This window comes from Actinoplanes sp. NPDC048967 (assembly GCF_040649415.1).
In the GTDB taxonomy this organism is placed as follows: domain Bacteria; phylum Actinomycetota; class Actinomycetes; order Mycobacteriales; family Micromonosporaceae; genus Actinoplanes.
Map to the genome: position 1 here is coordinate 78,506 of NZ_JBEZFL010000001.1, position 22,426 is coordinate 100,931.

General features: G+C 73.6%; 26 protein-coding genes. 19 read left to right on the forward strand and 7 right to left on the reverse strand.

Annotated features, from left to right (window positions below):
• The first annotated feature begins 59 nt into the window (after window positions 1–59).
• Complete coding sequence (locus AB0C12_RS00380; RefSeq protein ID WP_360542531.1) at window positions 60–518, forward strand: hypothetical protein; 459 nt, start codon at window positions 60–62, stop codon at window positions 516–518.
• Window position 519: 1 nt separating this feature from the next.
• On the opposite strand, the gene AB0C12_RS00385 is transcribed toward AB0C12_RS00380, so the two are convergent.
• Window positions 520–720, reverse strand: coding sequence for a hypothetical protein (locus tag AB0C12_RS00385; protein WP_360542533.1), 201 nt, complete (start codon window positions 718–720; stop codon window positions 520–522).
• A 194-nt stretch (window positions 721–914) separates the two neighbouring features.
• A complete protein-coding gene (locus AB0C12_RS00390) occupies window positions 915–1,523 on the reverse strand; it encodes a TetR/AcrR family transcriptional regulator (RefSeq protein WP_360542535.1) in 609 nt (202 codons plus the stop codon).
• 45 nt (window positions 1,524–1,568) lie between these two features.
• Here AB0C12_RS00390 and AB0C12_RS00395 point away from each other — a divergent pair, with 45 nt between their 5' ends.
• Window positions 1,569–2,687: an FAD-dependent oxidoreductase gene (locus tag AB0C12_RS00395; RefSeq protein ID WP_360542537.1), complete on the forward strand. Its 1,119-nt coding sequence runs from the start codon at window positions 1,569–1,571 to the stop codon at window positions 2,685–2,687.
• Window positions 2,688–2,690: 3 nt separating this feature from the next.
• Here the strand turns inward: AB0C12_RS00395 and AB0C12_RS00400 are convergent, their stop codons facing one another.
• Window positions 2,691–3,257: a carboxymuconolactone decarboxylase family protein gene (locus AB0C12_RS00400; RefSeq protein WP_360542539.1), complete on the reverse strand. Its 567-nt coding sequence runs from the start codon at window positions 3,255–3,257 to the stop codon at window positions 2,691–2,693.
• Window positions 3,254–3,595, reverse strand: coding sequence for a helix-turn-helix domain-containing protein (locus AB0C12_RS00405; protein WP_360542540.1), 342 nt, complete (start codon window positions 3,593–3,595; stop codon window positions 3,254–3,256). The genes AB0C12_RS00400 and AB0C12_RS00405 overlap by 4 nt, the downstream gene beginning before the upstream one ends.
• Window positions 3,596–3,681: 86 nt before the next feature.
• On the opposite strand from AB0C12_RS00405, the gene AB0C12_RS00410 reads away from it, so the two are divergent.
• The 4 genes from AB0C12_RS00410 to AB0C12_RS00425 all read left to right on the forward strand — a co-directional run bounded on the left by AB0C12_RS00410 (window position 3,682) and on the right by AB0C12_RS00425 (window position 7,365).
• Entirely contained in the window at window positions 3,682–4,677 is a 996-nt protein-coding gene (locus AB0C12_RS00410) for a nitronate monooxygenase (protein WP_360542542.1), read from the forward strand.
• A 51-nt stretch (window positions 4,678–4,728) separates the two neighbouring features.
• The gene (locus AB0C12_RS00415; RefSeq protein WP_360542544.1) at window positions 4,729–5,499 is read left to right on the forward strand and encodes an alpha/beta hydrolase-fold protein; all 771 of its coding nucleotides are present in this window, start codon (window positions 4,729–4,731) and stop codon (window positions 5,497–5,499) included.
• Window positions 5,500–5,653: 154 nt separating this feature from the next.
• The gene (locus AB0C12_RS00420) at window positions 5,654–6,478 is read left to right on the forward strand and encodes an alpha/beta hydrolase (protein WP_360542546.1); all 825 of its coding nucleotides are present in this window, start codon (window positions 5,654–5,656) and stop codon (window positions 6,476–6,478) included.
• A gap of 2 nt (window positions 6,479–6,480) precedes the next feature.
• Window positions 6,481–7,365 (forward strand): ABC transporter substrate-binding protein, encoded by an 885-nt coding sequence (locus AB0C12_RS00425; protein WP_360542548.1) that lies wholly within the window; start codon window positions 6,481–6,483, stop codon window positions 7,363–7,365.
• Between the two features lie 6 nt (window positions 7,366–7,371).
• Here AB0C12_RS00425 and AB0C12_RS00430 read toward each other — a convergent pair whose 3' ends face one another.
• Window positions 7,372–8,178, reverse strand: coding sequence for a CDP-alcohol phosphatidyltransferase family protein (locus tag AB0C12_RS00430; protein ID WP_360542550.1), 807 nt, complete (start codon window positions 8,176–8,178; stop codon window positions 7,372–7,374).
• Between the two features lie 106 nt (window positions 8,179–8,284).
• Here AB0C12_RS00430 and AB0C12_RS00435 point away from each other — a divergent pair, with 106 nt between their 5' ends.
• The 10 genes from AB0C12_RS00435 to AB0C12_RS00480 all read left to right on the forward strand — a co-directional run bounded on the left by AB0C12_RS00435 (window position 8,285) and on the right by AB0C12_RS00480 (window position 17,704).
• Window positions 8,285–9,268: a zinc-binding alcohol dehydrogenase gene (locus AB0C12_RS00435; protein ID WP_360542552.1), complete on the forward strand. Its 984-nt coding sequence runs from the start codon at window positions 8,285–8,287 to the stop codon at window positions 9,266–9,268.
• Window positions 9,269–9,667 carry a 6-carboxytetrahydropterin synthase gene (locus AB0C12_RS00440; protein ID WP_360542554.1) on the forward strand — a complete coding sequence of 133 codons (399 nt, stop codon included), beginning with the start codon at window positions 9,269–9,271 and terminating at the stop codon, window positions 9,665–9,667.
• The gene (locus AB0C12_RS00445) at window positions 9,664–10,722 is read left to right on the forward strand and encodes a glycosyltransferase family 4 protein (protein WP_360542556.1); all 1,059 of its coding nucleotides are present in this window, start codon (window positions 9,664–9,666) and stop codon (window positions 10,720–10,722) included. Before AB0C12_RS00440 ends, AB0C12_RS00445 begins: the two co-directional genes overlap by 4 nt.
• Window positions 10,719–11,522 carry a methyltransferase domain-containing protein gene (locus AB0C12_RS00450; RefSeq protein WP_360542558.1) on the forward strand — a complete coding sequence of 268 codons (804 nt, stop codon included), beginning with the start codon at window positions 10,719–10,721 and terminating at the stop codon, window positions 11,520–11,522. The genes AB0C12_RS00445 and AB0C12_RS00450 overlap by 4 nt, the downstream gene beginning before the upstream one ends.
• Window positions 11,523–11,583: 61 nt before the next feature.
• On the forward strand, window positions 11,584–12,624 hold the full coding sequence (locus tag AB0C12_RS00455) for a lysylphosphatidylglycerol synthase transmembrane domain-containing protein (RefSeq protein WP_360542560.1): 1,041 nt from the start codon (window positions 11,584–11,586) through the stop codon (window positions 12,622–12,624).
• Between the two features lie 73 nt (window positions 12,625–12,697).
• The gene (locus tag AB0C12_RS00460) at window positions 12,698–13,387 is read left to right on the forward strand and encodes a dihydrofolate reductase family protein (RefSeq protein ID WP_360542562.1); all 690 of its coding nucleotides are present in this window, start codon (window positions 12,698–12,700) and stop codon (window positions 13,385–13,387) included.
• Between the two features lie 49 nt (window positions 13,388–13,436).
• The gene (ribA, locus tag AB0C12_RS00465) at window positions 13,437–14,099 is read left to right on the forward strand and encodes a GTP cyclohydrolase II (RefSeq protein ID WP_360542564.1); all 663 of its coding nucleotides are present in this window, start codon (window positions 13,437–13,439) and stop codon (window positions 14,097–14,099) included.
• Window positions 14,100–14,161: 62 nt separating this feature from the next.
• Window positions 14,162–16,000 carry a DNA helicase RecQ gene (gene recQ / locus AB0C12_RS00470; protein ID WP_360542566.1) on the forward strand — a complete coding sequence of 613 codons (1,839 nt, stop codon included), beginning with the start codon at window positions 14,162–14,164 and terminating at the stop codon, window positions 15,998–16,000.
• Window positions 16,001–16,076: 76 nt separating this feature from the next.
• Window positions 16,077–16,448 (forward strand): NAD-dependent epimerase/dehydratase family protein, encoded by a 372-nt coding sequence (locus AB0C12_RS00475; protein WP_360542568.1) that lies wholly within the window; start codon window positions 16,077–16,079, stop codon window positions 16,446–16,448.
• 167 nt (window positions 16,449–16,615) lie between these two features.
• The gene (locus tag AB0C12_RS00480) at window positions 16,616–17,704 is read left to right on the forward strand and encodes a hypothetical protein (RefSeq protein ID WP_360542570.1); all 1,089 of its coding nucleotides are present in this window, start codon (window positions 16,616–16,618) and stop codon (window positions 17,702–17,704) included.
• Window positions 17,705–17,727: 23 nt separating this feature from the next.
• Here AB0C12_RS00480 and AB0C12_RS00485 read toward each other — a convergent pair whose 3' ends face one another.
• Window positions 17,728–18,585: a hypothetical protein gene (locus AB0C12_RS00485; RefSeq protein ID WP_360542572.1), complete on the reverse strand. Its 858-nt coding sequence runs from the start codon at window positions 18,583–18,585 to the stop codon at window positions 17,728–17,730.
• A 66-nt stretch (window positions 18,586–18,651) separates the two neighbouring features.
• Here AB0C12_RS00485 and AB0C12_RS00490 point away from each other — a divergent pair, with 66 nt between their 5' ends.
• From AB0C12_RS00490 to AB0C12_RS00500, 3 genes are all read left to right on the forward strand, one after another.
• Entirely contained in the window at window positions 18,652–19,014 is a 363-nt protein-coding gene (locus tag AB0C12_RS00490) for a nuclear transport factor 2 family protein (RefSeq protein WP_360542574.1), read from the forward strand.
• A 61-nt stretch (window positions 19,015–19,075) separates the two neighbouring features.
• Window positions 19,076–20,305: an HDOD domain-containing protein gene (locus AB0C12_RS00495; protein WP_360542576.1), complete on the forward strand. Its 1,230-nt coding sequence runs from the start codon at window positions 19,076–19,078 to the stop codon at window positions 20,303–20,305.
• A gap of 80 nt (window positions 20,306–20,385) precedes the next feature.
• Window positions 20,386–21,267 carry a glutathione S-transferase C-terminal domain-containing protein gene (locus AB0C12_RS00500; protein WP_360542578.1) on the forward strand — a complete coding sequence of 294 codons (882 nt, stop codon included), beginning with the start codon at window positions 20,386–20,388 and terminating at the stop codon, window positions 21,265–21,267.
• On the opposite strand, the gene AB0C12_RS00505 is transcribed toward AB0C12_RS00500, so the two are convergent.
• Window positions 21,264–22,421, reverse strand: a complete 1,158-nt coding sequence (locus AB0C12_RS00505; protein WP_360542580.1) for a DUF6596 domain-containing protein — start codon at window positions 22,419–22,421, stop codon at window positions 21,264–21,266. The genes AB0C12_RS00500 and AB0C12_RS00505 overlap by 4 nt on opposite strands.
• Between the last annotated feature and the right edge of the window lie 5 nt (window positions 22,422–22,426).

Genomic DNA, 22,426 nt, shown 5'->3' on the forward strand with positions numbered 1-22,426 from the left:
CAGCCGTCAAAGCCCGCGCCAAGGCGGGCGCCGGCCCTGACGAGTGGTTCGAGCCGCTGATGCGGGCCGCGGTGCACGAGCCGGACCCGAGCCATGTCAGCCAGTTGGTCCGGCCCGCCCTCGACGCGTACGGCCGGCGCCGGGTCCGGGTGGCCCTGACCGAATACCTGGAGGACGGCACCGTCGCCGACGCGGCCGGCGCCATCCGCGCCATGTACTGGACGGCCATCGGCCTGCGCTACCAGCCCGGGACCAGGGTCCTGACCCCGGAGAGCGCCGCCGAACGCGACAGCTACCAGGAGCTGAGCCGGCGTACGGCGAAAGCCGCCCTGCGCCGCTTCGTCGACGAGCACGATCTCGATCTGCGCCGGTGCATCCTGCCGAACCTGTCGCTGCGACGCGCGTCGCACCCGGCGGAGCTGCAGGAGCTCGTGACCCGGGCGCTGGAGATCGCCCGGAGCTCCGACGACGAGTATCTCCGGCACCGGGTCGAGCTCCAGGCCGACCCGCGACCCTGATTCAGCAGCCGGGTCCGGCGGCCCGGCCCTGGACGATCCGGTACGCCGAGATGTCGCCCTTCGTCCACGGCTGGATCTGCTTGATCGTGGTGGGCGCGGTGCCGTGCTGCGCCACGAAGCCGAGGATGGCCTCGTCCACGGTCCGGCACGAGGCCTGGCCCGCCACGGTCTCGGCGGTGCCGCGAATCCGATCGGTATTCAACGCAGCGTAAGAAACGCCCGCAATACTCACAGTGATAGCCGCGGCCATGGCGACTTCGCTCAGATGCACGGTGATCTCCTGCTCAGTACGTCAGCATCTGCCGACCGGACCACTCTAGGCGACGTTACGGCTTGTAGTCACGTGGCCCTTCCAGTCATCGTTACCGACCGGATGGTCAACGCAGCGTCAGAAGCCTAAACAACCGCCGCGCGGAGCAGACCACGGACGGCCGCGGTCAGGTCCGCCCGGTTCCGCGGCGTGCCGGGCGGGGGCGCGGCGAGCGAGCCCGCGCCGGCCAGCCGGTCGAAGAGCAGCCCGTCGACGGCGGCCACCAGGTGGCTGCCGCGCTGCTCGGCGTCCGGCGCCCCGGCCGCGGTGAGCAGCGCCTGCGCCTGGGCGCGCATGGCCACCCCGTACGCCAGGATCGGGCGCAGCTCGGGGTGATGGGTGGCCTCCAGCAGGCAGGCGTAGCGGGCCAGGGTGCGCGTGCGGCCGGTGGTCAGCCAGTCGTCGAGCAGCGCGGCGATGCTCGCGGCGAGCGCATCGAGGTCCGGGGCCGCGTCGGAGGCCCCGGTGGGCACCTCCCGGGCGGCCAGGTCCGCGGTGTCCAGGTCGGCGATGCGCTGTACGACCGCCTCGACCAGCGCTTTCCGCGTACGCAGGTAGGCCGAGGCGGTCCCGGCCGGCAGCCCGGCCCGGGCGTCGACGGCGCGATGGGTCAGGCCTCGCATGCCCAGCTCGGCGATCAGGGCGATCGCCGCGTCGGTGAGAGCGGCGAAGCGCTCGGGTGAGGTGGTGGCCACGACTGCGTAGTATGGCTTTCTACAGATGTAGAAAGGTGGCACGACATGAAGGCTGTCATCGTCGGTGGCGGGATCGGGGGCCTGTGCGCGGCGCTGGCGCTGCGCCGGACCGGGTGGGAAGTGACCGTGCTGGAACGCGCGCCGCAGATCGGTGCCGTCGGCGCCGGCATCACACTGATGGCCAACGCGCTGGCCGGGCTCGACGCCCTGGGCGTGGGCGACGAGGTGCGCGCCCAGGGCCGGGTCGACGCGCCGGGCGGCACCCGTACCCCGGACGGCCGCTGGCTGGCCCGCATCGACGCCGCCGACCTGGAGGCGGCCCTCGGGACGGGTGCTCTCGGGATCCACCGCGCCACCCTGCACCGCGTCCTGCTCGCCGCCCTGCCCGGGTCCGCGCTGGTCACGAACGCCGCGGTGACCAGCGTCGAGCCGGGCGCGGTGCTCTCCTCGGCCGGCCGCTTCGAGGCCGATCTGATCATCGGCGCCGACGGCATCGACAGCGCCGTACGCCGGCAGCTCTGGCCGGACGCCGCCCCACCTCGATACGTCGGGACGACGGCCTGGCGCGGCGTCACCGACGAACCGTGGACAGGCGAGCTCACCGTCGCGATCACCTGGGGCCCGGGCACCGAGTTCGGCATCGTGCCGCTCGGCGACGGCCGGGTCTACTGGTTCGCGGCCACCAACGCCCCGCCCGGCACCCGGTCCGACGACGAGAAGGCGGCCGTCCGGGACATCGTCGGCGGCTGGCACGACCCCGTGACGGCGCTGCTCGACGCGACGACGACCGTCCTGCACCACGACCTGCGGCACCTGCCGGCGCCGTTGCCGACCTACGTGCGCGGCACTGTCGCCCTGCTCGGTGACGCCGCCCATGCCATGACGCCGAACCTCGGCCAGGGAGCCGCCCAGGCCATCGAGGACGCGGTGGTCCTCGGGGTCTCGTGCCCGCCGGGCCGGCCGCTGGCCGAGGGACTGGCCGACTACGACGCACGGCGGCGGCCCCGGTCGCAGTCGGTCGCCCGGGCCTCGTACCGGATCGGGCGCTTCGGCCAGCAGCTCACCCAGCCGCTGCTGGTCGCCGCGCGCAACACCGCGATCCGCTGGACGCCGCCGCGCCTGGCGCTGCGGTCGATGGCCCGCTACGCCGACTGGCACCCGTGAGCGTCAGGGGGCGACGACGTCCGCGAAGCGCGGAGCGCCGGGCTCCAGGGCGACCCGGACGGCGCGGGCGGTGAAGCTGACCGCGTGGTACCAGCCGCAGAGCAGCAGCAGGTCGAGCAGCTGGGGCTCGGCCAGCACCTCCCGCGCCGCCGTCCACAGCTGGTCGCCGACGTCGCCGGTGTCGCAGAGCGCGTCGACGACCCGGATCACCGCCCGTTCGCCGGCCACCGCCCAGCACGGGTCGCCGGGGGACCCGGCCGTCAGGGAGCGGATCTGGTCCCCGGTGAGCCCGACGCGTCCGGCGAAGAACGCCAGGTGCACGCCCCACTCGTACTCGCAGCGGCACCGCGCGCAGGTGCGGACGATGGCGATCTCCCGCTCGCGCATGGACAGTGACAGCCGCGGTCCCAGCTCGTAGCGGCCCCATCCGCTCATCGCGGCCGTCATCGGCAGGTTGCGCGCGAGGGTGCGGAACAGCCCGATCGGCGGCACCCCGGGCGGCATCATCGACTCCAGCTGGGCCGCCACCTCCGGCGCGTACGGTGGTTCCACCGGGGCGATCCTGCTCACGGGGCGCCGTCCTCGAGGGCGGTCGCCCAGTCGTCGGCCCACCGGACCAGCGGCCGCAGCGCCTTGTACGCGGCCAGACCCAGCTCGGTGAGCGCGTACGCGGTGTCGGCCTCCTGCGCGACGATCCGGGCCTCGACCAGCTCGGACAGCCGTTGCCGCAGCACGCTGGAGGACATGTCGTCGCAGCGCTGCTGCAACGCCCGGAAGCCGAGCGCACCGTGCCGCAGCTCCCACACGATGCGCAGACTCCAGCGCCGGCCGAACAGGTCGAGCGCCGCCATCAGCGGACGCCCGGTGCTCGATCCGCGTACCGGCAGTCCCGGCTTCGGCACCGCCATCGCGTTCCCACCCCTCCCCGAGTGCTTCTGTTTCCGATACGGTAACGCGTGGCCGGGTGATTCGGAATCCGAAGCGGGGTCAGGTCATGTCACGTGGGATACGCACACCGCTGTGCGAGCGGCTGGGCATCGACGTGCCGCTCGTGCAGGCACCGATCGGTTCCGCGGCGGGCCCGGAGCTGGCCGCGGCGGTGGCTGACGCGGGCGGGCTGGGCATGCTCGCGCTGACCTGGCGAGGAGCCGGCCCGGCCCGTGACGACATCCGCCGGGTCCGCCGGCTGACGGCCCGCCCGTTCGGGGTCAATCTGGTGCTCGACTTCCCGGTGGCCGACACGCTGGACATGTGCCTGGCCGAGGGCGTACCGGTGATCTCCACCTTCTGGGGCGACCCCCGGCCGGTCAGCGGGACGATCCGGGCAGCGAGGGCGCTGCACATGCACACCGTCGGCAGCGTCGCCGAGGCCGTGCACGCCGCCGGCTGCGGCGTCGACGTCGTCGTGGCGCAGGGCTGGGAGGCCGGCGGTCACGTCCGGGGCACGACCACCACCCTGGTCCTGGTGCCGGCCGTCGTGGACGCGGTCGCCCCGGTCCCGGTCCTGGCCGCGGGCGGGATCAGCGACGGACGTGGTCTCGCCGCCGCCCTGACCCTGGGCGCGCAGGGCGCGTGGCTGGGCACCCGCTTCCTGGCCTCCGCGGAGGCCCGCAGCCACCAGCTCTACCGCCGCCACCTCGTCGACGCCGGCGCCGAGGACACCGTCCACACCCACTGCTTCGACGGCGGCTGGCCCGGCGCGGCGCACCGCGCGCTGCGGAACGCGACCCTGAGCCGCTGGGAGCAGGCCGGGTCACCCGCCGGCCCGGACCGTCCTGGCGAGGGTGACGTCGTCGCCGTCGACAGCACCGGCCGCGCCCATCACCGGTACGAGGACCTGATCCCCCTGCCCGGTATGACCGGTGAGCTCGCGGACATGGCCCTGTACGCCGGGCAGTCGGTGGAGCTCGTTCGCGACGTCGAACCCGCGGGCGAGCTGGTCCGGCGCATCGCCGCCGAGGCCACCGCGATCCGGCCGGGCGCGGCCTGAACCACCGTCACCTCGGTGCCGCGGCGCCGTTGAAACGGCCATGGAGACCGGGTGAGAAGGCGGACCCTGCTGGCCGGGGCCGGCGCGGCAGCGGGTGTCGCGGCCGTCAGTGGCTGGTACCAGCGGCGCGGCTCCGCCGTACCCGTGATTCCCGGGGCCCCGCTCGGTGACGAGCGACTGGAGCAACGGCGATCGGCCGCCCGCGGCCGGACGGTCGACTTCTACACCGCCGTGCCGGCCGGGTACGGCGACGGCCGCGGCCTGCCGGTGCTGCTGGTCCTGCACGGCGCGTCGAAGACCGCCGCCGACTTCCCCGTGCTGGGGCTGGGCCGGTTCGCCTCCGACTCGGTCCGGCGGGGCAACGCGCCGTTCGTGCTGGCCGGCGCCACCGGGGGCCGGCTCTCCTGGCGGCCGTCCGGGGCCGACGACCCGCAGCGGATGGTGCACGAGGAGATCCCGGCGTGGTGCGCCGAACGCGGTTTCGCCACCGACCGGCTGGCGGTGTGCGGCTGGTCCATGGGCGGGTACGGCGCCCTGCTGCTGGCCCAGACCTTTCCCGGCTTCGTACGGGCCGTGGCCGCGTTCTCGCCGGCCGTCTCCCCCGGTGACGAGGTCTTCGCCGGCGCCGCCGCGTTGCGGGGGGTGCCGATCGGGCTCTGGTGCGGCACCGACGACGGCCTGCTCAACGACGTACGGGCGCTGGAACGGGCCCTGCCGCAGCCCAGGGCGGCCGGTTCGTACACCGGCGGCCGGCACAACTTCGCTTACTGGAGCACGTGCCTGCCGGCCGCCTGTGATCTCGTCTCGCGAGCGTTGCGCTGAGCGGCTGTCAGCGGGCGCGGACCGGGGTGCGCAGAGGCACAGTCCGACCCTGACCCACACGATGATCTTCCGAACCCGGAGCGATGAGGACGTGAGCCTTTCGGGGGACAGCGCGGCGCAGGAAACTGTCAGGCTGCGCGGCGATACTCCGGCCATGGGCGAGACGATGGTGCCGGCGAACGGGGTGGATCTGTGCCTCGAGGCGTTCGGCCGGCGCGACGATCCCGCGGTGCTGCTGATCGCCGGCGGTGCCCGGTCGATGGACTGGTGGGAGGACGGGTTCTGCCGCCGGCTGGCCGACGGTGGCCGCTTCGTGATCCGCTACGACCACCGCGACACCGGCCGGTCGACGTCGTTCCCGGCCGGGGCACCACCGTATTCGCAGGTGGACATGGCCGAGGACGCGCTCGGGGTGCTCGACGCCCTGGGGGTGGCCCGCGCGCACATCGTGGGGCTCTCGCTCGGTGGCGGCCTGGCTCAGCGCCTGGCCGTCGAGGACCCGCCCCGGCTGCGCACCTTGACGCTGATCTCGACCACGCCGGGCCTGATCGACGAGTCGCCGGCCGGGGCGGTGCCTCCCCGGTCCCCGCAGACCGACTGGTCGGACCGGGCGGCAGCGGTGGACGAGCTCGTCGCGTGCGTGACAGCGGTGGGCGGGCCGTTCACCGCGGACGCCTCCCACCTGCGGCAGCTCGCCGAGCGGGTCCTGGACCGCACCACTGATCCGGCCGCGGCGTACAGCAATCACTGGCTGGCCGCCGGCGGACCGCCGGTCCGCGACCGCCTCGGCACGGTCGGCGTGCCCACGCTGGTCATGCACGGCACCGTGGACCCGCTGCTCTCGATGGCGCATCCGGCCGCGCTGGCCCGCGAGATCCCGGACGCCCGGCTGGTGCCGCTGCCCGGCGTGGGCCACGAGTTTCCGCCCCAGGCCGTGTGGGGTGTCGTGATCGAGGAGATCCTGCGGCACACTGCTTGACCATGCGCCTGGTCTCGCTGCTCCCGTCCGCCACCGAGATCGTGTACGCCCTCGGCCTCGGTGACGACCTCGTCGGCGTCACGTTCGAGTGCGACGAGCCACCGGCCGCCCGGCAGGAGAAGACGGTGGTGGTCGGCGGCCGCGACACGCGGGGCATGGACCCGGGCGAGATCGACGCGTACGTGAAGGAGCAGCTGACGGCGGGCGGCGATCTGTACACGTTGCACGCCGACGCGCTGGCGGAGCTCGCGCCCGACCTCATCCTCACCCAGGACCTGTGCCGGGTGTGCGCGCTGCCCTCCGACCACGTGTCGGACGCGCTGGACTATCTGGGCTGCCGGGCCGACGTGTTGTCGCTGGACCCGTATTCGCTGGAGGAGGTGCTGGACACGTTCCTCGCCGTCGGCGCCCGGGCGGGTGTGCGGCCACGCGCGGAGGCACTGGTCACGAGTCTGCGGGGACGGCTCACGGCGGTCGCGTCAGCGGTGGCCGGCCGGGCCCGTCCCCGGGTGGCCGTCGTGGAGTGGGTGGAACCGCCGTTCACCGCCGGGCACTGGGTGCCCGACCTGGTCACGGCGGCGGGCGGTGACCCGGTCGCGGCCCGGCCGGGGGCCCGGTCCGTGCAGACGACCTGGGCCGAGCTGGCCGCCGACGACCCGGAGATCGTGCTGGTCACCCCGTGCGGCTTCCACCTGGACGGAGCCGCCGCACAGGCCGCGGGGCTCCCGGCACACTTCCCGGGAGCTCAGGTGTGGGCGATCGACGGTGACGCCCTGGTGGTGCGGCCCGGCCCCCGCCTGATCGACGGCGTCGAGGCGATCGCGGCGATTCTGCATCCGGACGCGGTGCCCGCTCCCCCGCCGGGCGCGATCGCCCGGGTCGCCTGACCGGCCTCAGGCGTTCACCGAGGCCGGCCGGCGACGCGGGTCCGGCAAGAGGACCACTCGGCGCTGCGCCACCCGGGCCCGGGCGACGTTCAGCCGGCGGCGGCTCTCCTCGCGCCACAGCCACCGCACGTCGAGGCCGAAGGACCAGGTCAGCGAGGCCAGCGCGGCGGCCAGCACGACGAACGCGACGGCCTCGGGCAGCAGGCTCGCGGTGGCGACCACCAGCGCCACGCCCTGCACCGCCGCGACGACCTTGCGGGAGAACCTCGGCAGCAGCGGGGCGCTGAGCCACGGCCACGCCCACGAGGCGACGACGAAGACGTACCGGAACGCGCCCATCGCGATCGTCCACCAGCCGAAGGTGCCGGCCACCGCGATGCTCAGCACCAGGACCAGGAACGAGTCGACCTCCATGTCGAAGCGGGCGCCCAGCTTCGTGGTGGAGTTGGTGCGCCGGGCCACCTGGCCGTCCACGCCGTCCAGGGCCAGCGCCACCCCGATCAGGGTGACCAGCACCGGCACCGGCACCGGCGCCGTGAAGGAGGTCACCACCAGGGCGGTCACGCCGCCGACCAGCGTCGCGCGGCCCAGGGTCACGGCGTTCGCGGGGCCGAGGGCGCGCATTCCACTGCGGCGCAGGCCCGCGCCGAGGACCACGGCCAGGACCACGGCGTACGCCGTACCGGCCAGCCAGCCGGCCGGGCTGACCCCCACGGTGGCGGCGAGGGCCGTCACCAGGATCAGATGGGCGGCCAGGCCGACGATCGGTCCCCGGCTCTCGCGAGCCGTGATCGTGGCGATACTGATAGTCACCGTGCCTCCGGGGTGGGCAAGATCCGTTGCCGCGTATGGTTGCCGCTGTCGTCACTGAACACGCTTGATCCGCGCGTTCGGTTCAGCGCTCGGAGGAGAATTACCGATGACGGGTCAGGCCCGCGCCTTCTGGCTCGCCGCGCCCGGCCGGGGAGAGATCCGGCCGGTGAGCGTCGGCCACCCCGGCCCCGGTGAGGTGCTCGTCCGCACGCTGCACTCCGGGGTGAGCCGCGGCACCGAGACCCTGGTGTTCCGCGGCGGCGTGCCGGAGAGCCAGCACGCGGCGATGCGCGCGCCCTTCCAGGAGGGCGAATTCCCGGCCCCGGTGAAGTACGGCTACCTCAACGTCGGCGTCGTCGAGCAGGGTCCGCCGGAGCTGCTGGGCCGCACGGTCTTCGCCCTGTACCCGCACCAGACCCATTACGTGGTGCCGGCCGACGCGGTGACCGTGGTGCCCGAGGGCGTGCCGGCGAGCCGCGCCGTGCTGGCCGGCACCGTCGAGACCGCCGTCAACGCCCTCTGGGACGCCGCGCCGCTGGTCGGTGACCGGATCGCCGTGGTCGGCGCGGGCATGGTCGGCGCCAGCGTCGCCGCCGTGCTGGCCCGCTTCCCCGGCGCCAAGGTGCAGCTGGTCGACGCGAACCCGGAACGCGCCACGCTGGCCGCCGCCCTCGGCGTCGGTTTCGCCCTGCCCGCGGACGCCGCCGGCGACTGTGACCTGGTCGTCCACGCCAGCGCCACCTCGGCCGGCCTGACCCGGGCGCTGGAGCTGCTGGCCGCGGAGGCTACGGTCATCGAGCTCAGCTGGTACGGCGACCGCGAGGTCAGCGTCCCGCTCGGCGAGTTCTTCCACTCCCGCCGCCTGGTGGTCAAGAGCAGTCAGGTGGGCGGGATCGCCCCGGCCCGGCGCGGGCGCCGCAGTTACGCCGATCGGCTGGCGATCGCCCTGGACCTGCTGGCCGACCCGATCTTCGACGCCCTGCTCACCGGGGAGTCGGCGTTCGCCGAGCTGCCGGCGGTCATGCCGCGACTGACCAGCGGGGAGCTGCCCGCGTTGTGCCACCTGATCAGCTACCCGACAGGAGAGTGAATGTTCAGCGTCACCGTCCGTGACCACATCATGATCGCCCACAGCTTCTCGGGGGAGGTCTTCGGACCGGCCCAGAAGCTGCACGGCGCGACCTTCGTGGTCGACGCCACGTTCAAGCGTCCCGAGCTGGACGCGGACAACATCGTCGTGGACATCGGCCGGGCGAGCGAGGAGCTGCACGCCATCTGCGGCGCGCTCAGTTACCGCAATCTCGACGACGAGGCGGAGTTCGCCGGCGTCAACACGTCGACGGAGTTCCTGGCCAAGATCATCGCGGACCGGCTGGCCGGCAAGGCGGACTCGGGCGAGCTCGGGGCGGGGGCGCGCGGCCTGACCGGCATCGCGGTCACCCTGCACGAGTCGCACATCGCGTGGGCGAGCTACGAGCGGAACCTGTGACCGCTGCCCTGCACGTGGTGCTGCCGGGTGGCATCGACGACCCGGCCGCCCCGAGCGGTGGCAACACGTACGACCGCCGGGTGCTGACCGGGCTGGCCGCGACCGGCGACGTGCACGAGATCGCCGTCGCGGCGGCCTGGCCGTACCCGGCGGAGGCGGCCCGGTCGGTGCTGGCGCGGGCGCTGGTGCAGGTGCCGCGCGGCTCGACGGTGCTGCTGGACGGCCTGGTCGGCTGCGCGGTGCCGGAGCTGCTGGAGCCGCTGGCGGACCGGCTGCGGCTGGTGGTGCTGGTGCACCTGCCGCTCGGGGACGAGACGGGGCTCTCCCCCGCCGAGGCATCCGGGCTGACCGCCCGCGAGCGCCGGTCGTTGCGTACCGCAGCCGCGGTGGTGGCGACCAGCGCGGGTGCGGCACGGCGTCTGGAGGCACTGCACGATCTGCCGCCCGGCAGCGTGCACGTCGCCGCGCCGGGCGTCGACCCGGCACCGCTCGCGGAGCCCAGCACCGCCGGCGACCGGCTGCTCTGCGTCGCGGCGGTGACCCCGCGCAAGGCCCAGGACGTACTGGTCGAAGCGTTGCGGCTCGTCGCCGATCTGCCCTGGACCTGCACGCTGGTCGGCGCTCTGGACCGGGCGCCGGACTTCGTGACCCGGGTACGGGAGCTGGCCGCGGCCACCCCCGGCCGGATCGAGTTCGCCGGGACGCGCACCGGGCAGGCGCTGGCCCGCACGTACGCGGAGGCGGACCTGCTGGTGCTGCCGTCGCTGGCCGAGACGTACGGCATGGTGGTGACCGAGGCGCTGGCGCGTGGCGTACCCGTGCTCGGCACCGAGGTCGCCGGCGTGCCGGAGGCGCTGGGCACCGCCCCGGACGGCAGCCTGCCCGGGGCGCTCGTGCCCCCGGGTGACCCGCAAGCGCTGGCCGCTGAGCTGCGTCGCTGGCTCACCGAGCCGGCGCTGCGCCACGACCGGCGGGCCGCGGCCCTCGCCCGCCGGGCCGGCCTCCGCGGCTGGGACTTCACGACACGACGATTGAGCGAGGTACTGCACCCATGACCGGAGAGTTCAGCTCGACCTGGCTCACCCTGCGCGAGCCCGCCGACGCGGCCGCCCGGGCCCGGGACCTGATCGCGACGCTGCGCCTGCCGGCCGCCGGCGGGCTGGTCATCCGTGACCTCGGCTGCGGCACCGGCTCGATGGGCCGGTGGCTGGCGCCGCAGCTGCCCGGCCCGCAGCGCTGGGTGTTGCAGGACCGCGATCCGGCGCTGCTCGCCCACGCCGCCGCACACCTGCCGGCGGCCGCCGCCGACGGCACCGCGGTGACGGTGGAGACCGCCGAGGACGATGTCACCGATCTGACAGTGGCCGACCTGGCGGACACGTCGCTGGTGACCTGCTCGGCGTTGCTCGACCTGTTCACCACCGACGAGGTGGCCGCGCTGGCCGAGGTCTGTGTGGCGTCGGACACTCCGGCACTGTTCACCCTGTCCGTCGTCGGCGAGGTGGTCCTGGAGCCCGCCGATCCGCTCGACGCCCAGGTCACCGAGGCGTTCAACGCCCACCAGCGGCGCTCGGTCGGCGAGCGGCGGCTGCTCGGGCCGGAGGCGGTCGGCGCTGCGGCGGAGGCGTTCGCGAAGGCCGGGGTGTCGGTGAGCGTACGGCCGAGCCCGTGGCAGCTGGGGCCCGAGCAGGGCGCGCTGGCCGCGGAATGGCTGCGCGGCTGGGTCGCCGCGGCCGCCGACCAGCGTCCTGAACTGGACCTGGACGCCTACCTGGCGGCCCGGACGGCGGCCGCCGAGGCGGGCCGGCTGCGGGTAACGGTAGGGCATCAAGATCTTCTCGCGCAGAAAGACTGAACCACCTGCCGCCGCCGGGACGTACTAGTCCCAGTAAGGGTGAACCTGAGGGGGCAGTAGCATGAACCGATCGATCTGGGCGTGGGTACGGGTACTCGGCGGGGTGGGGATCCTCGCCGTGCTGCTCTGGCGCCTGGGCACCGGCGCCTTCCTCGACGGCCTCCGGGTGATCGACGGCCCGGCCCTGGCTCTCGCGTTCTCCATCGGCGTCACGACCACCGTCTTCTCGGCGTGGCGGTGGTGCCTGGTGGCCCGCGGCCTGGGGATGAAGCTCTCGCTGCGCGGCGCCGTCGCCGACTACTACAAGGCGCTGTTCATCAACGCGGCGCTGCCGGGCGGCGTGCTCGGTGACGTGGACCGGGCGGTGCAGCACGGCCGGGAAGAGGGCGACGTCGGCCGCGGCGTACGAGCTGTGGTGCTCGAACGGACCGCCGGTCAGGTGGTGCTCGTCTCCGTCGGCGTGACGGTGCTGCTGACCGTACCGTCGCCGGTTCTGTCGCACCTGCAGGCCAACGCCCGCGGACTCGCCGTCGCGGCCGCGACCACCGTCGGCCTCGCGGCCCTGGTGATCTTCTTCGTCGGGCGGCTGCGCAGCGGCGCGTCCCGCTGGGCCCGGGCCGCGCGGACCGGGGTCACCGAGGTCCGCGCCGGGCTGCTGGCCCGGCGCAACTGGCCGGGCATCGTGCTCGCCTCGACGATCGTGCTGGCCGGTCACCTGGCGACCTTCGTCGTCGCGGCCCGGGCCGCCGGATCCGACGCCTCGCTGCTGCGCCTGGCCCCGCTGATGCTGCTCGCGCTGCTGTCGATGGCGCTGCCGGTGAACATCGGCGGCTGGGGCCCGCGCGAGGGCGTGACCGCGTGGGCGTTCGGCGCGGCCGGCCTCAGCGCCACCCAGGGCCTGACCATCGCCGTGGTGTACGGCCTGTTCGCCTTCGTGGCCGCGCTGCCCGGCCTGGTGGTCATTGTCACCCGGGCCCTGGCCGGGGCCCGCGCGAAGGCGCGGATCCGGGCCGCCGCCGTGGTCAGGGCGGCCGAGCCGGTGGTCGTGCCGCCGCAGACGCTCATGCTGCCGGTGCGGGAGCTGGTCAGCACCGGTGCTTGAGGAGGCCGCCGCCGGCCGTTCGACTTATGGTGGACGCCGGAGTGACGATGGTCGCTCCCGAGGAGGAGCGTCCGTGCTCGACCGACCGTACGTGTTGCTCAGCTGTGGGATGTCGATCGACGGCTACGTCGACAGCCCGACCGATGAGCGGCTGCTGCTGTCCAACGACGCTGATTTCGACCGGGTCGATGAGGTACGGGCGGGTTGTGACGCGATCCTGGTCGGCGCCACCACGGTCCGGGTCGACAATCCGCGGCTGCTGATCCGAGACGAGAACCGCCGCCGTGCCCGGCTCGCCCGCGGGCTGCCACCGGACCCGATGAAGGTCACCGTGACCAACGGCTGCGACCTCGACGCGGAGGCCCGCTTCTTCACCCTCGGCGACGCCGACAAGCTGGTCTACTGCGCCACCCCGGCCCTGCCGGGAGCCGAGGAGCGCATCGGCAAGGTGGCCACGGTGATCGACGGTGGCGATCCGCTCGACCTGCGCCGGGTGGTCGGTGACCTGTCCGCCCGCGGCGTCGGCCGGCTGATGGTCGAGGGCGGCGGCACGATCCACACCGGCTTCCTCACCGCCGGCCTCGCCGACGAGCTGCAGCTGGTGGTGGCGCCGTTCTTCGTCGGCGACTCGCGGGCGCCGCGCTTCGTCGGCGACGGCAGCTTCCCGTGGGGCCCGGACCGCCGGGCCGACCTGACCGAGGTCCGGCAGATCGGCGACGTGGTGCTGCTGCGCTACGCCCTTTCCGAGCGCTACCGGGACTGAGCAAGCCGTGATCTGGGAACCTGAACTGTCCGATCGAAATGGGGGGCCGATGTCCGAGACGGCCGGCTGGGGAACGCTCGACGTCGGGACGATCCCGCCAGCCACGGTACGGACGCGTGTCACGGTCCCGTTGCGCTTCGCGGACGGGTATGCGACCACCGCGCGGGTCCTGACCTTCGACGGCCTGGTCGACGGCCGCGAGCACCTGGCGCTGGGCCTGGGCGACTGGGAGAGCGCGGTGCAGGCGACCCCGCTGGTCCGCCCGCACAGCGAATGCCTGACCGGTGACGTGTTCGGCAGCCAGCGCTGCGACTGCGGCCCGCAGCTGCGCGAGGCCGTCGAGCGCATCGCCGAGCCGGGCGGCCTGCTGCTCTACCTGCGCCAGGAGGGCCGTGGCATCGGCCTGTACGCGAAGCTGGACGCGTACGCGCTGCAGGACGCGGGGCTGGACACGTACGAGGCGAACGTGGCGCTGGGCCGGGGTGAGGACGAGCGCGACTACACGGCGGCGGCGCAGATGCTGCTGGCGCTGGGCGCCGGGCGGATCCGGCTGCTGAGCAACAACCCGGACAAGGCGGCCCAGCTGGAGGCGCGCGGGGTCGAGGTGACCGAGCGCATCCCGACCGGGGTCCATCTGTCGGCGGCGAACCTGCGCTACCTGGCCACCAAGGCCACCCACACCGCCCACACGCTGGACCTGCCGGGCCTGTAGGACTCCGCACGTTGTCCACAGGGTCCGGGCCCGCTCCGGAGGGAGTCACTACTATCTCGGGGGTGACTTCCGCCCCCGAGATCCCCCGGTCCGCCGTCGACGTGCTCAACCGGGTCTTCGGCTACGCCGCCTTCCGCGGTGAGCAGCGCGAGATCATCGAGCACGTCATCGCCGGCGGCGACGCCCTCGTGCTGATGCCCACCGGCGGCGGCAAGTCGCTGTGTTACCAGATCCCGGCCCTGGTGCGCGACGGCGTCGCCGTGGTGATCTCGCCGCTCATCGCCCTCATGCAGGATCAGGTCGACGCGCTGCGGACACTCGGCGTGCGGGCCGGCTTCCTCAACTCGACGCAGGATCTCACCGAGCGCCGGCGGGTGGAGCAGGCCTTCGTCGCCGGTGAGCTCGACCTGCTCTACGTGGCGCCGGAGGGCCTCGGCGTCCCGGCCACCCAGCGGCTGCTGGACCGCGGCCGGATCTCGCTGTTCGCCATCGACGAAGCGCACTGCGTGTCGCAGTGGGGCCACGACTTCCGTCCCGACTATCTCAACCTGTCGATGCTGCACGAGCGCTGGCCCGACGTGCCGCGCATCGCGCTGACCGCCACCGCCACCGCGGCCACCCACGCCGAGATCGCCGAGCGGCTCGACCTGACCGGCGCCCGGCACTTCACCGCCAGCTTCGACCGCCCCAACATCCAGTACCGCATCGTCGCCAAGAACGAGCCCCGCCGGCAGCTGCTCGACCTGCTGCGCACCGAGCACCCCGGCGACGCCGGCATCGTCTACTGCCTGTCCCGAGCCTCGGTGGAGAAGACGGCCGAGTTCCTGGTGCACAACGGCATCCCCGCGCTGCCCTATCACGCCGGTCTCGACGCCCGCGTCCGCGCGGCCCACCAGTCCCGTTTCCTGCGCGAGGACGGCCTGGTCATGGTGGCCACGATCGCGTTCGGCATGGGCATCGACAAGCCCGACGTGCGCTTCGTCGCCCACCTCGACCTGCCCAAGTCCGTCGAGGGCTATTACCAGGAGACCGGCCGGGCCGGGCGCGACGGGCTGCCGTCCACCGCGTGGCTGGCGTACGGGCTGCAGGACGTGGTGCAGCAGCGCAAGATGATCGAGACGTCCGAGGGCGACTTCACCCACCGGCGCAACCTCGCCGCGCACCTGGACGCCATGCTCGCGCTCTGCGAGACCGTGCAGTGCCGGCGCGGCCAGCTGCTCGCCTACTTCGGCCAGACCACGGCGGCGGCCTGCGGCAACTGCGACACCTGCCTCAATCCCCCGGAGTCCTGGGACGGCACGGTGCCGGCGCAGAAGCTGCTCTCCACGGTGCTGCGGCTGCAGCGCGAGCGCGGCCAGAAGTTCGGCGCCGGGCAGTCCATCGACATCCTGCTCGGCAAGACCACGGACAAGGTCACCCAGTTCCGCCACCACGAGCTGAGCGTGTTCGGCATCGGTGCGGAGCTGCGTGAGGCGGAGTGGCGCGGCGTGGTCCGGCAGCTGCTCGCCCAGGGCCTGCTGGCGGTCGAGGGCGACTACGGCACGCTGGTGCTGACCGACGAGAGCGGCAGCGTGCTGCGCAAGGAACGCGAGGTCATGCTGCGCCGCGAGCCGGAACGCGCCGCCCGGGCCCCCCGCGCCCGCACGGGCAAGGCGGCGGCACCGGCGGCCGACCTGCCACCCGAGGCCGCGCCGGTGTTCGAGCGGCTGCGGGCGTGGCGGGCCGCGGCGGCCAAGGAGGCGGGAGTCCCGGCGTACGTGGTGTTCCACGACGCCACGCTGCGGCAGATCGCCACCCAGCGCCCGGGCAGCCTGGCCGAACTGTCCACGGTGAACGGTGTGGGCCAGAGCAAGCTGGACAAGTTCGGCGCACAGGTCCTGGCCGCGCTGCAGGAGGCCTGAGGCGCGTTTTGTTCCCGGTCCGGGCGCGGCGATCGTCACGTACCGTGGTCGCCCGGCCGGGTCTAGCGTCGAGGTCATGACGATCGTAGTGACAGGTGGAACGGGTTATCTCGGGTCGGCGCTGATCGCGGAGCTGGTCGGCGCCGGGCACAGCGTCACCGCGCTGGTGCGCAACGAGGCGGGCGCCGGCAAGGCCACCGCGCTGGGTGCGCGGGCCGCCGTCGGTGACCTCTTCGACACCGGCTGGCTCACCGAGCAGTTCGCCGCGGCCGACGCGGTCGCGCACCTCGCCGCCACCGGCGACGCCACCACGCGGGACCCGTGGTCCTGGTCCACCTGGCCGACCCGGCGAAGGCCGATCGGCTCCTGCGGGCCGCCCTCGACCGGTCGCAGCACCTGGCCAGGGCCAACATCCGACCGGACGTCGCGGAGGGCACCCACGCGCTGATGTGCCTGGAGCGTGGCATCACGACCGCGGAGGCCCGGAAGGCTGTTGCGGCCGCACCGTCCGCGAACGATTCGGGCCCCGACCGGCCTGGCGTACGCGTCGTGCTCGACGGCGGTGGGTTCGTGCCACCGGATCCGGGCGCACATCGGCCCATCAGCTTCATTCCGGTGCTCCTGACCGGTACGGCACTCGTCGTCGCGGTGGTGGCCCGGCTCACCGCGGACGCCGAGGCCACCGCGTGCGCCGCCGCGGGAGACTGCCCCGACCGGCCGGCGACCTGGACCGGTGCCGCGATGTGGCTGATCGATCGCATGGTGCTCGATGATTCCGGTCCGGCCCCGGCGACCACCGAGGCACGGATCTTCGGCTGGCTGATGCCACCGCTCGGCCTGGTCGTCCTGCTCTGCCTCGCCGTCGCGGCCTGGCGGCAGGCCAGCACGTTCAAGAAGCGGCAGAAGAGAACCCTCGCCCATCTGGAAACGACGATCAACCGGCGCATCCGGGTCCTCGTCCTGACCGTGCTCGACATCGAGCGGGACGCGGTCATCAGCGCGGTCGCCGCCGGCAACGGCCGACCGGCCGAACCGGACACTGCGGCCGGCTATCCGATCTTCCGCCTGGGCCGGCTCGGTGACCACGGCACCGAAGTGCTGCTCGCCCAGGCCGCCCAGGGCATCGTGACCCCGGCGGCGATGATGCTCACCGCGGAACGACTCATTCCCGCCGTACGGCCCGACTACGTGATCCTCGCCGGTATCTGCTTCGGGCTGTGGTCGCGCCGGTACGACAACGGCCAACAGGAGCTCGGCGATGTCGTCGTCTCCGAGTACGTGCACAACGTCGACCACCGCAAAGTCACCGACGAGGGCGGCCGCGAACGGATCCTCCGGCGCGGCGAGCGGGTCCAGGCCAGCACGCCGCTGCTGCTGGCGCTCAAGGCGGCGACCCACGGCTGGACCGGACGACCGGTCCACTTCGGTACGGTCCTGTCCGGCAGCACCCTCGTCAGCAGTGCGACATTGCGTGCGGAACTGCGCCGGGAGTTCGAGGAGGCATCGGCCGGCGAGATGGAACTGACCGGGGTCTACGCGGCCACAGCCGGTCGCCGCAGCGGATGGATCATGGTCAAGGGCATCTCCGACTGGGGCACCGGCGAACTGACCGACGACACCAGGCGGACCGCCGCGGAGGCCGCCGCCGCCTTCGTCGTGCACGGACTCACCCTCGGCACGCTGCCGGTGCCCCCGCGAGGCTGACCGGTATCACCGTCGGCGTCGTGTCAGGCCGGGCCGCCGGCGGTGGCCCGGTCACCCGCCGTGCGGGCAGCGCCGGCCGCGATCAGCGCCGGCCCGGCCAGCAACGCCATCAAAGCCAGCGCCGCACCGACCTCGAAGTCGAGGGTCGCACTCGCCGCGGCCGACACGTCCGTCCGGAAGCCGGGCTCCAGGAACGCCGAGCTGGTCTCGACGCCCCGCAGCGACTCCGCGAAGTACCACGACCCCGACATGCCCCAGGCCGCGTGCGCCGCCGCCAGCTGGACGAGCAGCGCACCCGCCGGCGCCAGGAACCACCGGTCCGCGCGGGAGACGGCGAGCACCAGCAGCAGCCCGCCGAGCACAGTCGCCAGCATGCCCGGTGCCACATGCCGCACCAGCGCCACCTGATCAACGGCCGGCGCGAGGTCGCGCTCGTCCGCGGCGTCCATCGCCACCACGGCGACCGGCACCAGCGCGACGACGCACGCGGCCGCGGTCAGCCGGATCGGCCGCCGGAACTGCGGCAGAGCGAGCACTCCCACGGTCAGGGCGGCCACGGCGATCACCAGCAGCACCGCCTCGGCGTACCGGCCTTCGGCCGCCTGCTCGTGGAACGCCGTGATCTCGGAGAAGCCGGCCGCGATGGGGTCGGTGTGCAGCTGGGTCACCACCGACGCGGCGGCCAGGACCACGGCGGCCGCGGTCAGGCTCCAGCGGGGCACCGGCCGCGCGACGTACCGGGCGGAATACAGCGCGACCGTCAGCAGCGCCAGCACGCCGGACGCGCCCGGCAGCCAGCCGGTGAAGCCGGTGAGGGCGCTCAGCACCGCCACGGCGGCTGTGACGGCGAAGACCAGCACGAGGATCCGGCGAAGGGGCACGGGCCGAGATCCTGTCACACCGAAATCGGTGCCGCTGTCCCGTCCTGCGGTGCCATGATGCGCGCCATGGACTTCCCCGCTGCTGTCAATCATCACCTGGCCGCCATCGGCCGCCGGGACCTCGACGGTTATCTCGCGACCGTGCATCCGGACGTCAGTCTGATCATGCCGAACGGCACCCTGCTCAGCGGTCACGACGAGCTGGCCGCCTTCCACCGGGACTGGTTCGGTGACCCGGACTGGAGCTGGGAGCTGGACCTGCGGCGCACGGTGGTGGCCGGCGACACCGGCATCGCGATCTTCGCGGCCGACTACCACGACCTGGACGGCCAGGGCCGGCCGTACGAGCTGAGCTACCTGCTCACCCTGGTCTTCGCCCGGGACGGCGAGCGGTGGCTGCTGGTGCACGATCAGAACACGCTGCGATGATCGGGGCGGAAACCTCAAGGCGCCGCGGTGCCGGCCGATCAGTCAGGCCGTGAAACCCACGGTGCCGCTCCCCCTGCCGGGCACACAGCTCGTGCACGTCGGCCGGCAGCCGATCTTCGACCGGACCGGCGACGTCGTCGCCTATGAGTTGCTGTTCCGCGGCAGCATGGACGCCGTCGAGGCCGGCCGCCGCGACACGTACGCGACCAGCCAGGTCATCGTCAACACGTTCACCGAGTTCGGCATCGACGAGGTCGTCGGCGACCGGACCTGCTTCATCAACCTGACCCGCGAGTTCCTCACCGGTGAGCTGGTGCTGCCCTTCGGCCCGGAACACGTGGTGCTGGAGGTGCTGGAGACCGTCACGGTGGACGACGAGGTCGTCGCCGGGGTCGCCAACCTGGTCACCCAGGGCTACCGGATCGCCCTCGACGACTTCGTCTACGGTTCCGGGCACGAGCGGCTGCTGCCACTGGCCTCGTACGTCAAGCTCGATCTGCTCCAGGGCGACCTCACCCACCTCGACGAGATCGTCGCGGCCTGCCGGGCGTACCCGGGCATCCAGATCGTCGCCGAGGGCCTGGAGACGACCGAGCACCTCGCGCTGAGCAACCGCTACGGCTTCGAGCTGCGCCAGGGGTACGTGCTGAGCCGCCCGCAGGTCCTCACCGCCACCTCACTGACCCCGTCGCGGCTGCGCCGGCTGGAACTGCTCGGCGCGCTCACCGCCCCCGACACCGACCTCGAGCGCATCCTGTCGATCATCGCGGGCGACCCGGCGCTGACCATCCGGGTGCTGCGGGCCAGCAACTCCGCGGCGGTCGGGGCCACCACCAGGATCTCCTCGGTACGCCAGGCCGTCGTCATGCTCGGCGTCGCCCACATCCGGCAGTGGGCCATGCTCATGGTGGTCGACGACGTGGCCGAGGCGACCGAGGTGCAGATGGCCGAGGCGCTGACCCGGGCCCGGCTCTGCGAGAACGTGGCCGGTGCCTTCGGGGCCGCCTCGGACGCCGCGTTCATGGCCGGCCTGATCACCTCCGTGGCGGCCATGCTCGGCCTGTCCCCCGCCGCGATGGCACACCAGCTGCCGCTGAGCGCCGACATCGCGTCCGCCCTGGAACGGGGGGCCGGGCCGCTGGGCCAGGTGCTGCGGGTGGTGAACGCCTACGAGCGCGGTGACCTGGCCGAGGTGGCCGCGGCGTACGTCGGCGACGACCTGACCGGCACCGTGATGGACGCGATGCGCTGGTCGCGGATGGCCGTCCAGGCCACCCAGACCGCCGCGTAGGCCCCCGTCGCGGGCATTGCCCATCTCCTATCGCAGAGCTAGGCTTTGGACGCCGTCTCGCCCGTGTGAAGGAGAGGGTCATGCCGTTGTCGCCCGCCACCCGCCTGGCCGGTCCCGTCGACACCGCGACCTTCGGCGAGTACCGGATACCGGACACCCCCGGGCCGCTGCTGCGCTTCACCGGCCGGATCACCACCGACGGCGAGTTCACCGCCCGTCCCTTCCGCTATCACGTGTACGGCGGCTGGTTCTGCCCGTGGTCCCACCGGGTCGCGATCACCCGCGCCCTGGCCGGCCTCGAGGACATCGTCACCATGTCGTTCGTCGACGGCGCCCGCGACGGTCGCGGCTGGGCCTTCCGGGAGCAGTACGGCCCCGACCCGGTCAACGGCTTCACCCTGCTGCGCGAGGTCTACGAGGCCACCGAGGAGGGCTTCGACGGCCACGTCAGCGTCCCGGCGCTCTGGGACCGGGCCGGGTCCCGGCTGGTCAGCAACGACAGCCACGGCATCGGCATCGACCTGGCGACCCGGTTCCGGCACCTGGCCGACCCGCTGGTGGAGACGTACCCGCCGCGGCTGCGCGAGCGCATCGAGGAGCTGGACCGCTGGCTCGGCCCGGCGGTCAACCACGGCGTCGGCGCGGCCGGGCGCCCCGGACCGGCCCGCGAGGCGCTGCTGGAGGCGTTCGAGCAGCTCGACGGGCGGCTGGCCCGATCGCGCTATCTGCTCGGGGACGACCTGACCGAGGCCGACATCCGGCTCTGGGTGACGCTGGTGCGCTACGACGTGGGCGCCAACGCCTTCCGCGCGATCAACCCGGGTCTGCACGTGTATCCGCACCTGTGGTCGTACGCCCGGGCGCTCCACCGGATCCCCGCCTTCCGCGACACCACCGACTTCGCGGCGTTCGCCCGGCCCGGAGTGCCCCTGCCCGACTGGGACGCGCCGGTCGACCGTTAACGGACCTCGTCGAGCCGGGCGGTGAGAAAAGCCCGCTCGACGTCGTTGTCGGTCAGGGCCAGTGCCTCCTCGTACGCCCCGGCGGCCTCGGCCCGGCGGCCCAGCCGGCGCAGGAAGTCGGCCCGGGTCGCGCTCAGATAGCCGTAGGTGGCCAGGGCGGGCTCCGCGAGCAACGGCGTCAGCGCGTCCAGGCCGGCCTGTGGACCGTCGCGTTCCCCGAGCGCGACCGCCCGGTTCAGCTCGACCACCGGCGAGGGCCACAGCTCGCGCAGCACGTCGTAGAGCCCGACGATCTCCGTGAAGTCGGTGTCCGCCCAGGTCGGCGCCTCGCTGTGGACGGCGGCGATGGCGGCCTGCACCGCGTACCGGGTCGGCGGTCCGGCCCGCAGCGCCTCGCCCAGCAGGGCCGCACCCTCGGCGATCTGGGCCCGGTCCCACCGGCTGCGGTCCTGGTCGGCCAGCAGGACCAGCCGCCCGTCGGCGGAGACCCGGGTGTCGCGCCGGGCGTCGGTGAGCAGCTCCAGCGCCAGCAGACCGGCGATGTCGGCGTGCCCGGGCAGCAACCGGTGCAGGGTCCGGGTCAGGTCCAGGGCGGCGTGCACGAGGTCGCGGCGCGCCAGCACCGCCCCGATCGGCGCCGTGTGGCCGGTCGTGAAGACCAGGTGCAGCACCGCCAGCACGGCGTCGAGCCGTTTCCCGAGCTCGTCCGGTCCCGGCACCCGGTACGGGATCCGCGCCGCGGCGATCTTCTTCTTGGCCCGGGTGATCCGGGCCGCCATGGTCGCGTGCTGCACCAGGAACGCCCGCGCCACCTCGGCGGTGGACAGCCCGCACAGCAGCCGCAGGGTGAGCGCCACCTGGGCGTCGCTCGCCAGCGCCGGGTGGCAGCAGGTGAAGATGAGCCGCAGGAGGTCGTCCTCGGCCGGGCCGGCCACCGGTTCCTCCATCACCAGCAGCGGCAGGGTCCGGCGCAGCACGGCCGCGCGCCGCAACGCGTCCAGGGCCCGGTTGCGGGCGACGGTGGTGAGCCAGGCTCCGGGCCGTTCGGGGATCCCGTGGCCGGCCCAGCTGCTCAGGGCGTGGGTGTAGGCGTCCTGGGTGCATTCCTCGGCGAGGTCCAGGTCGCGGGTGACGCGCACCGTCGCGGCGAGCACCCGGG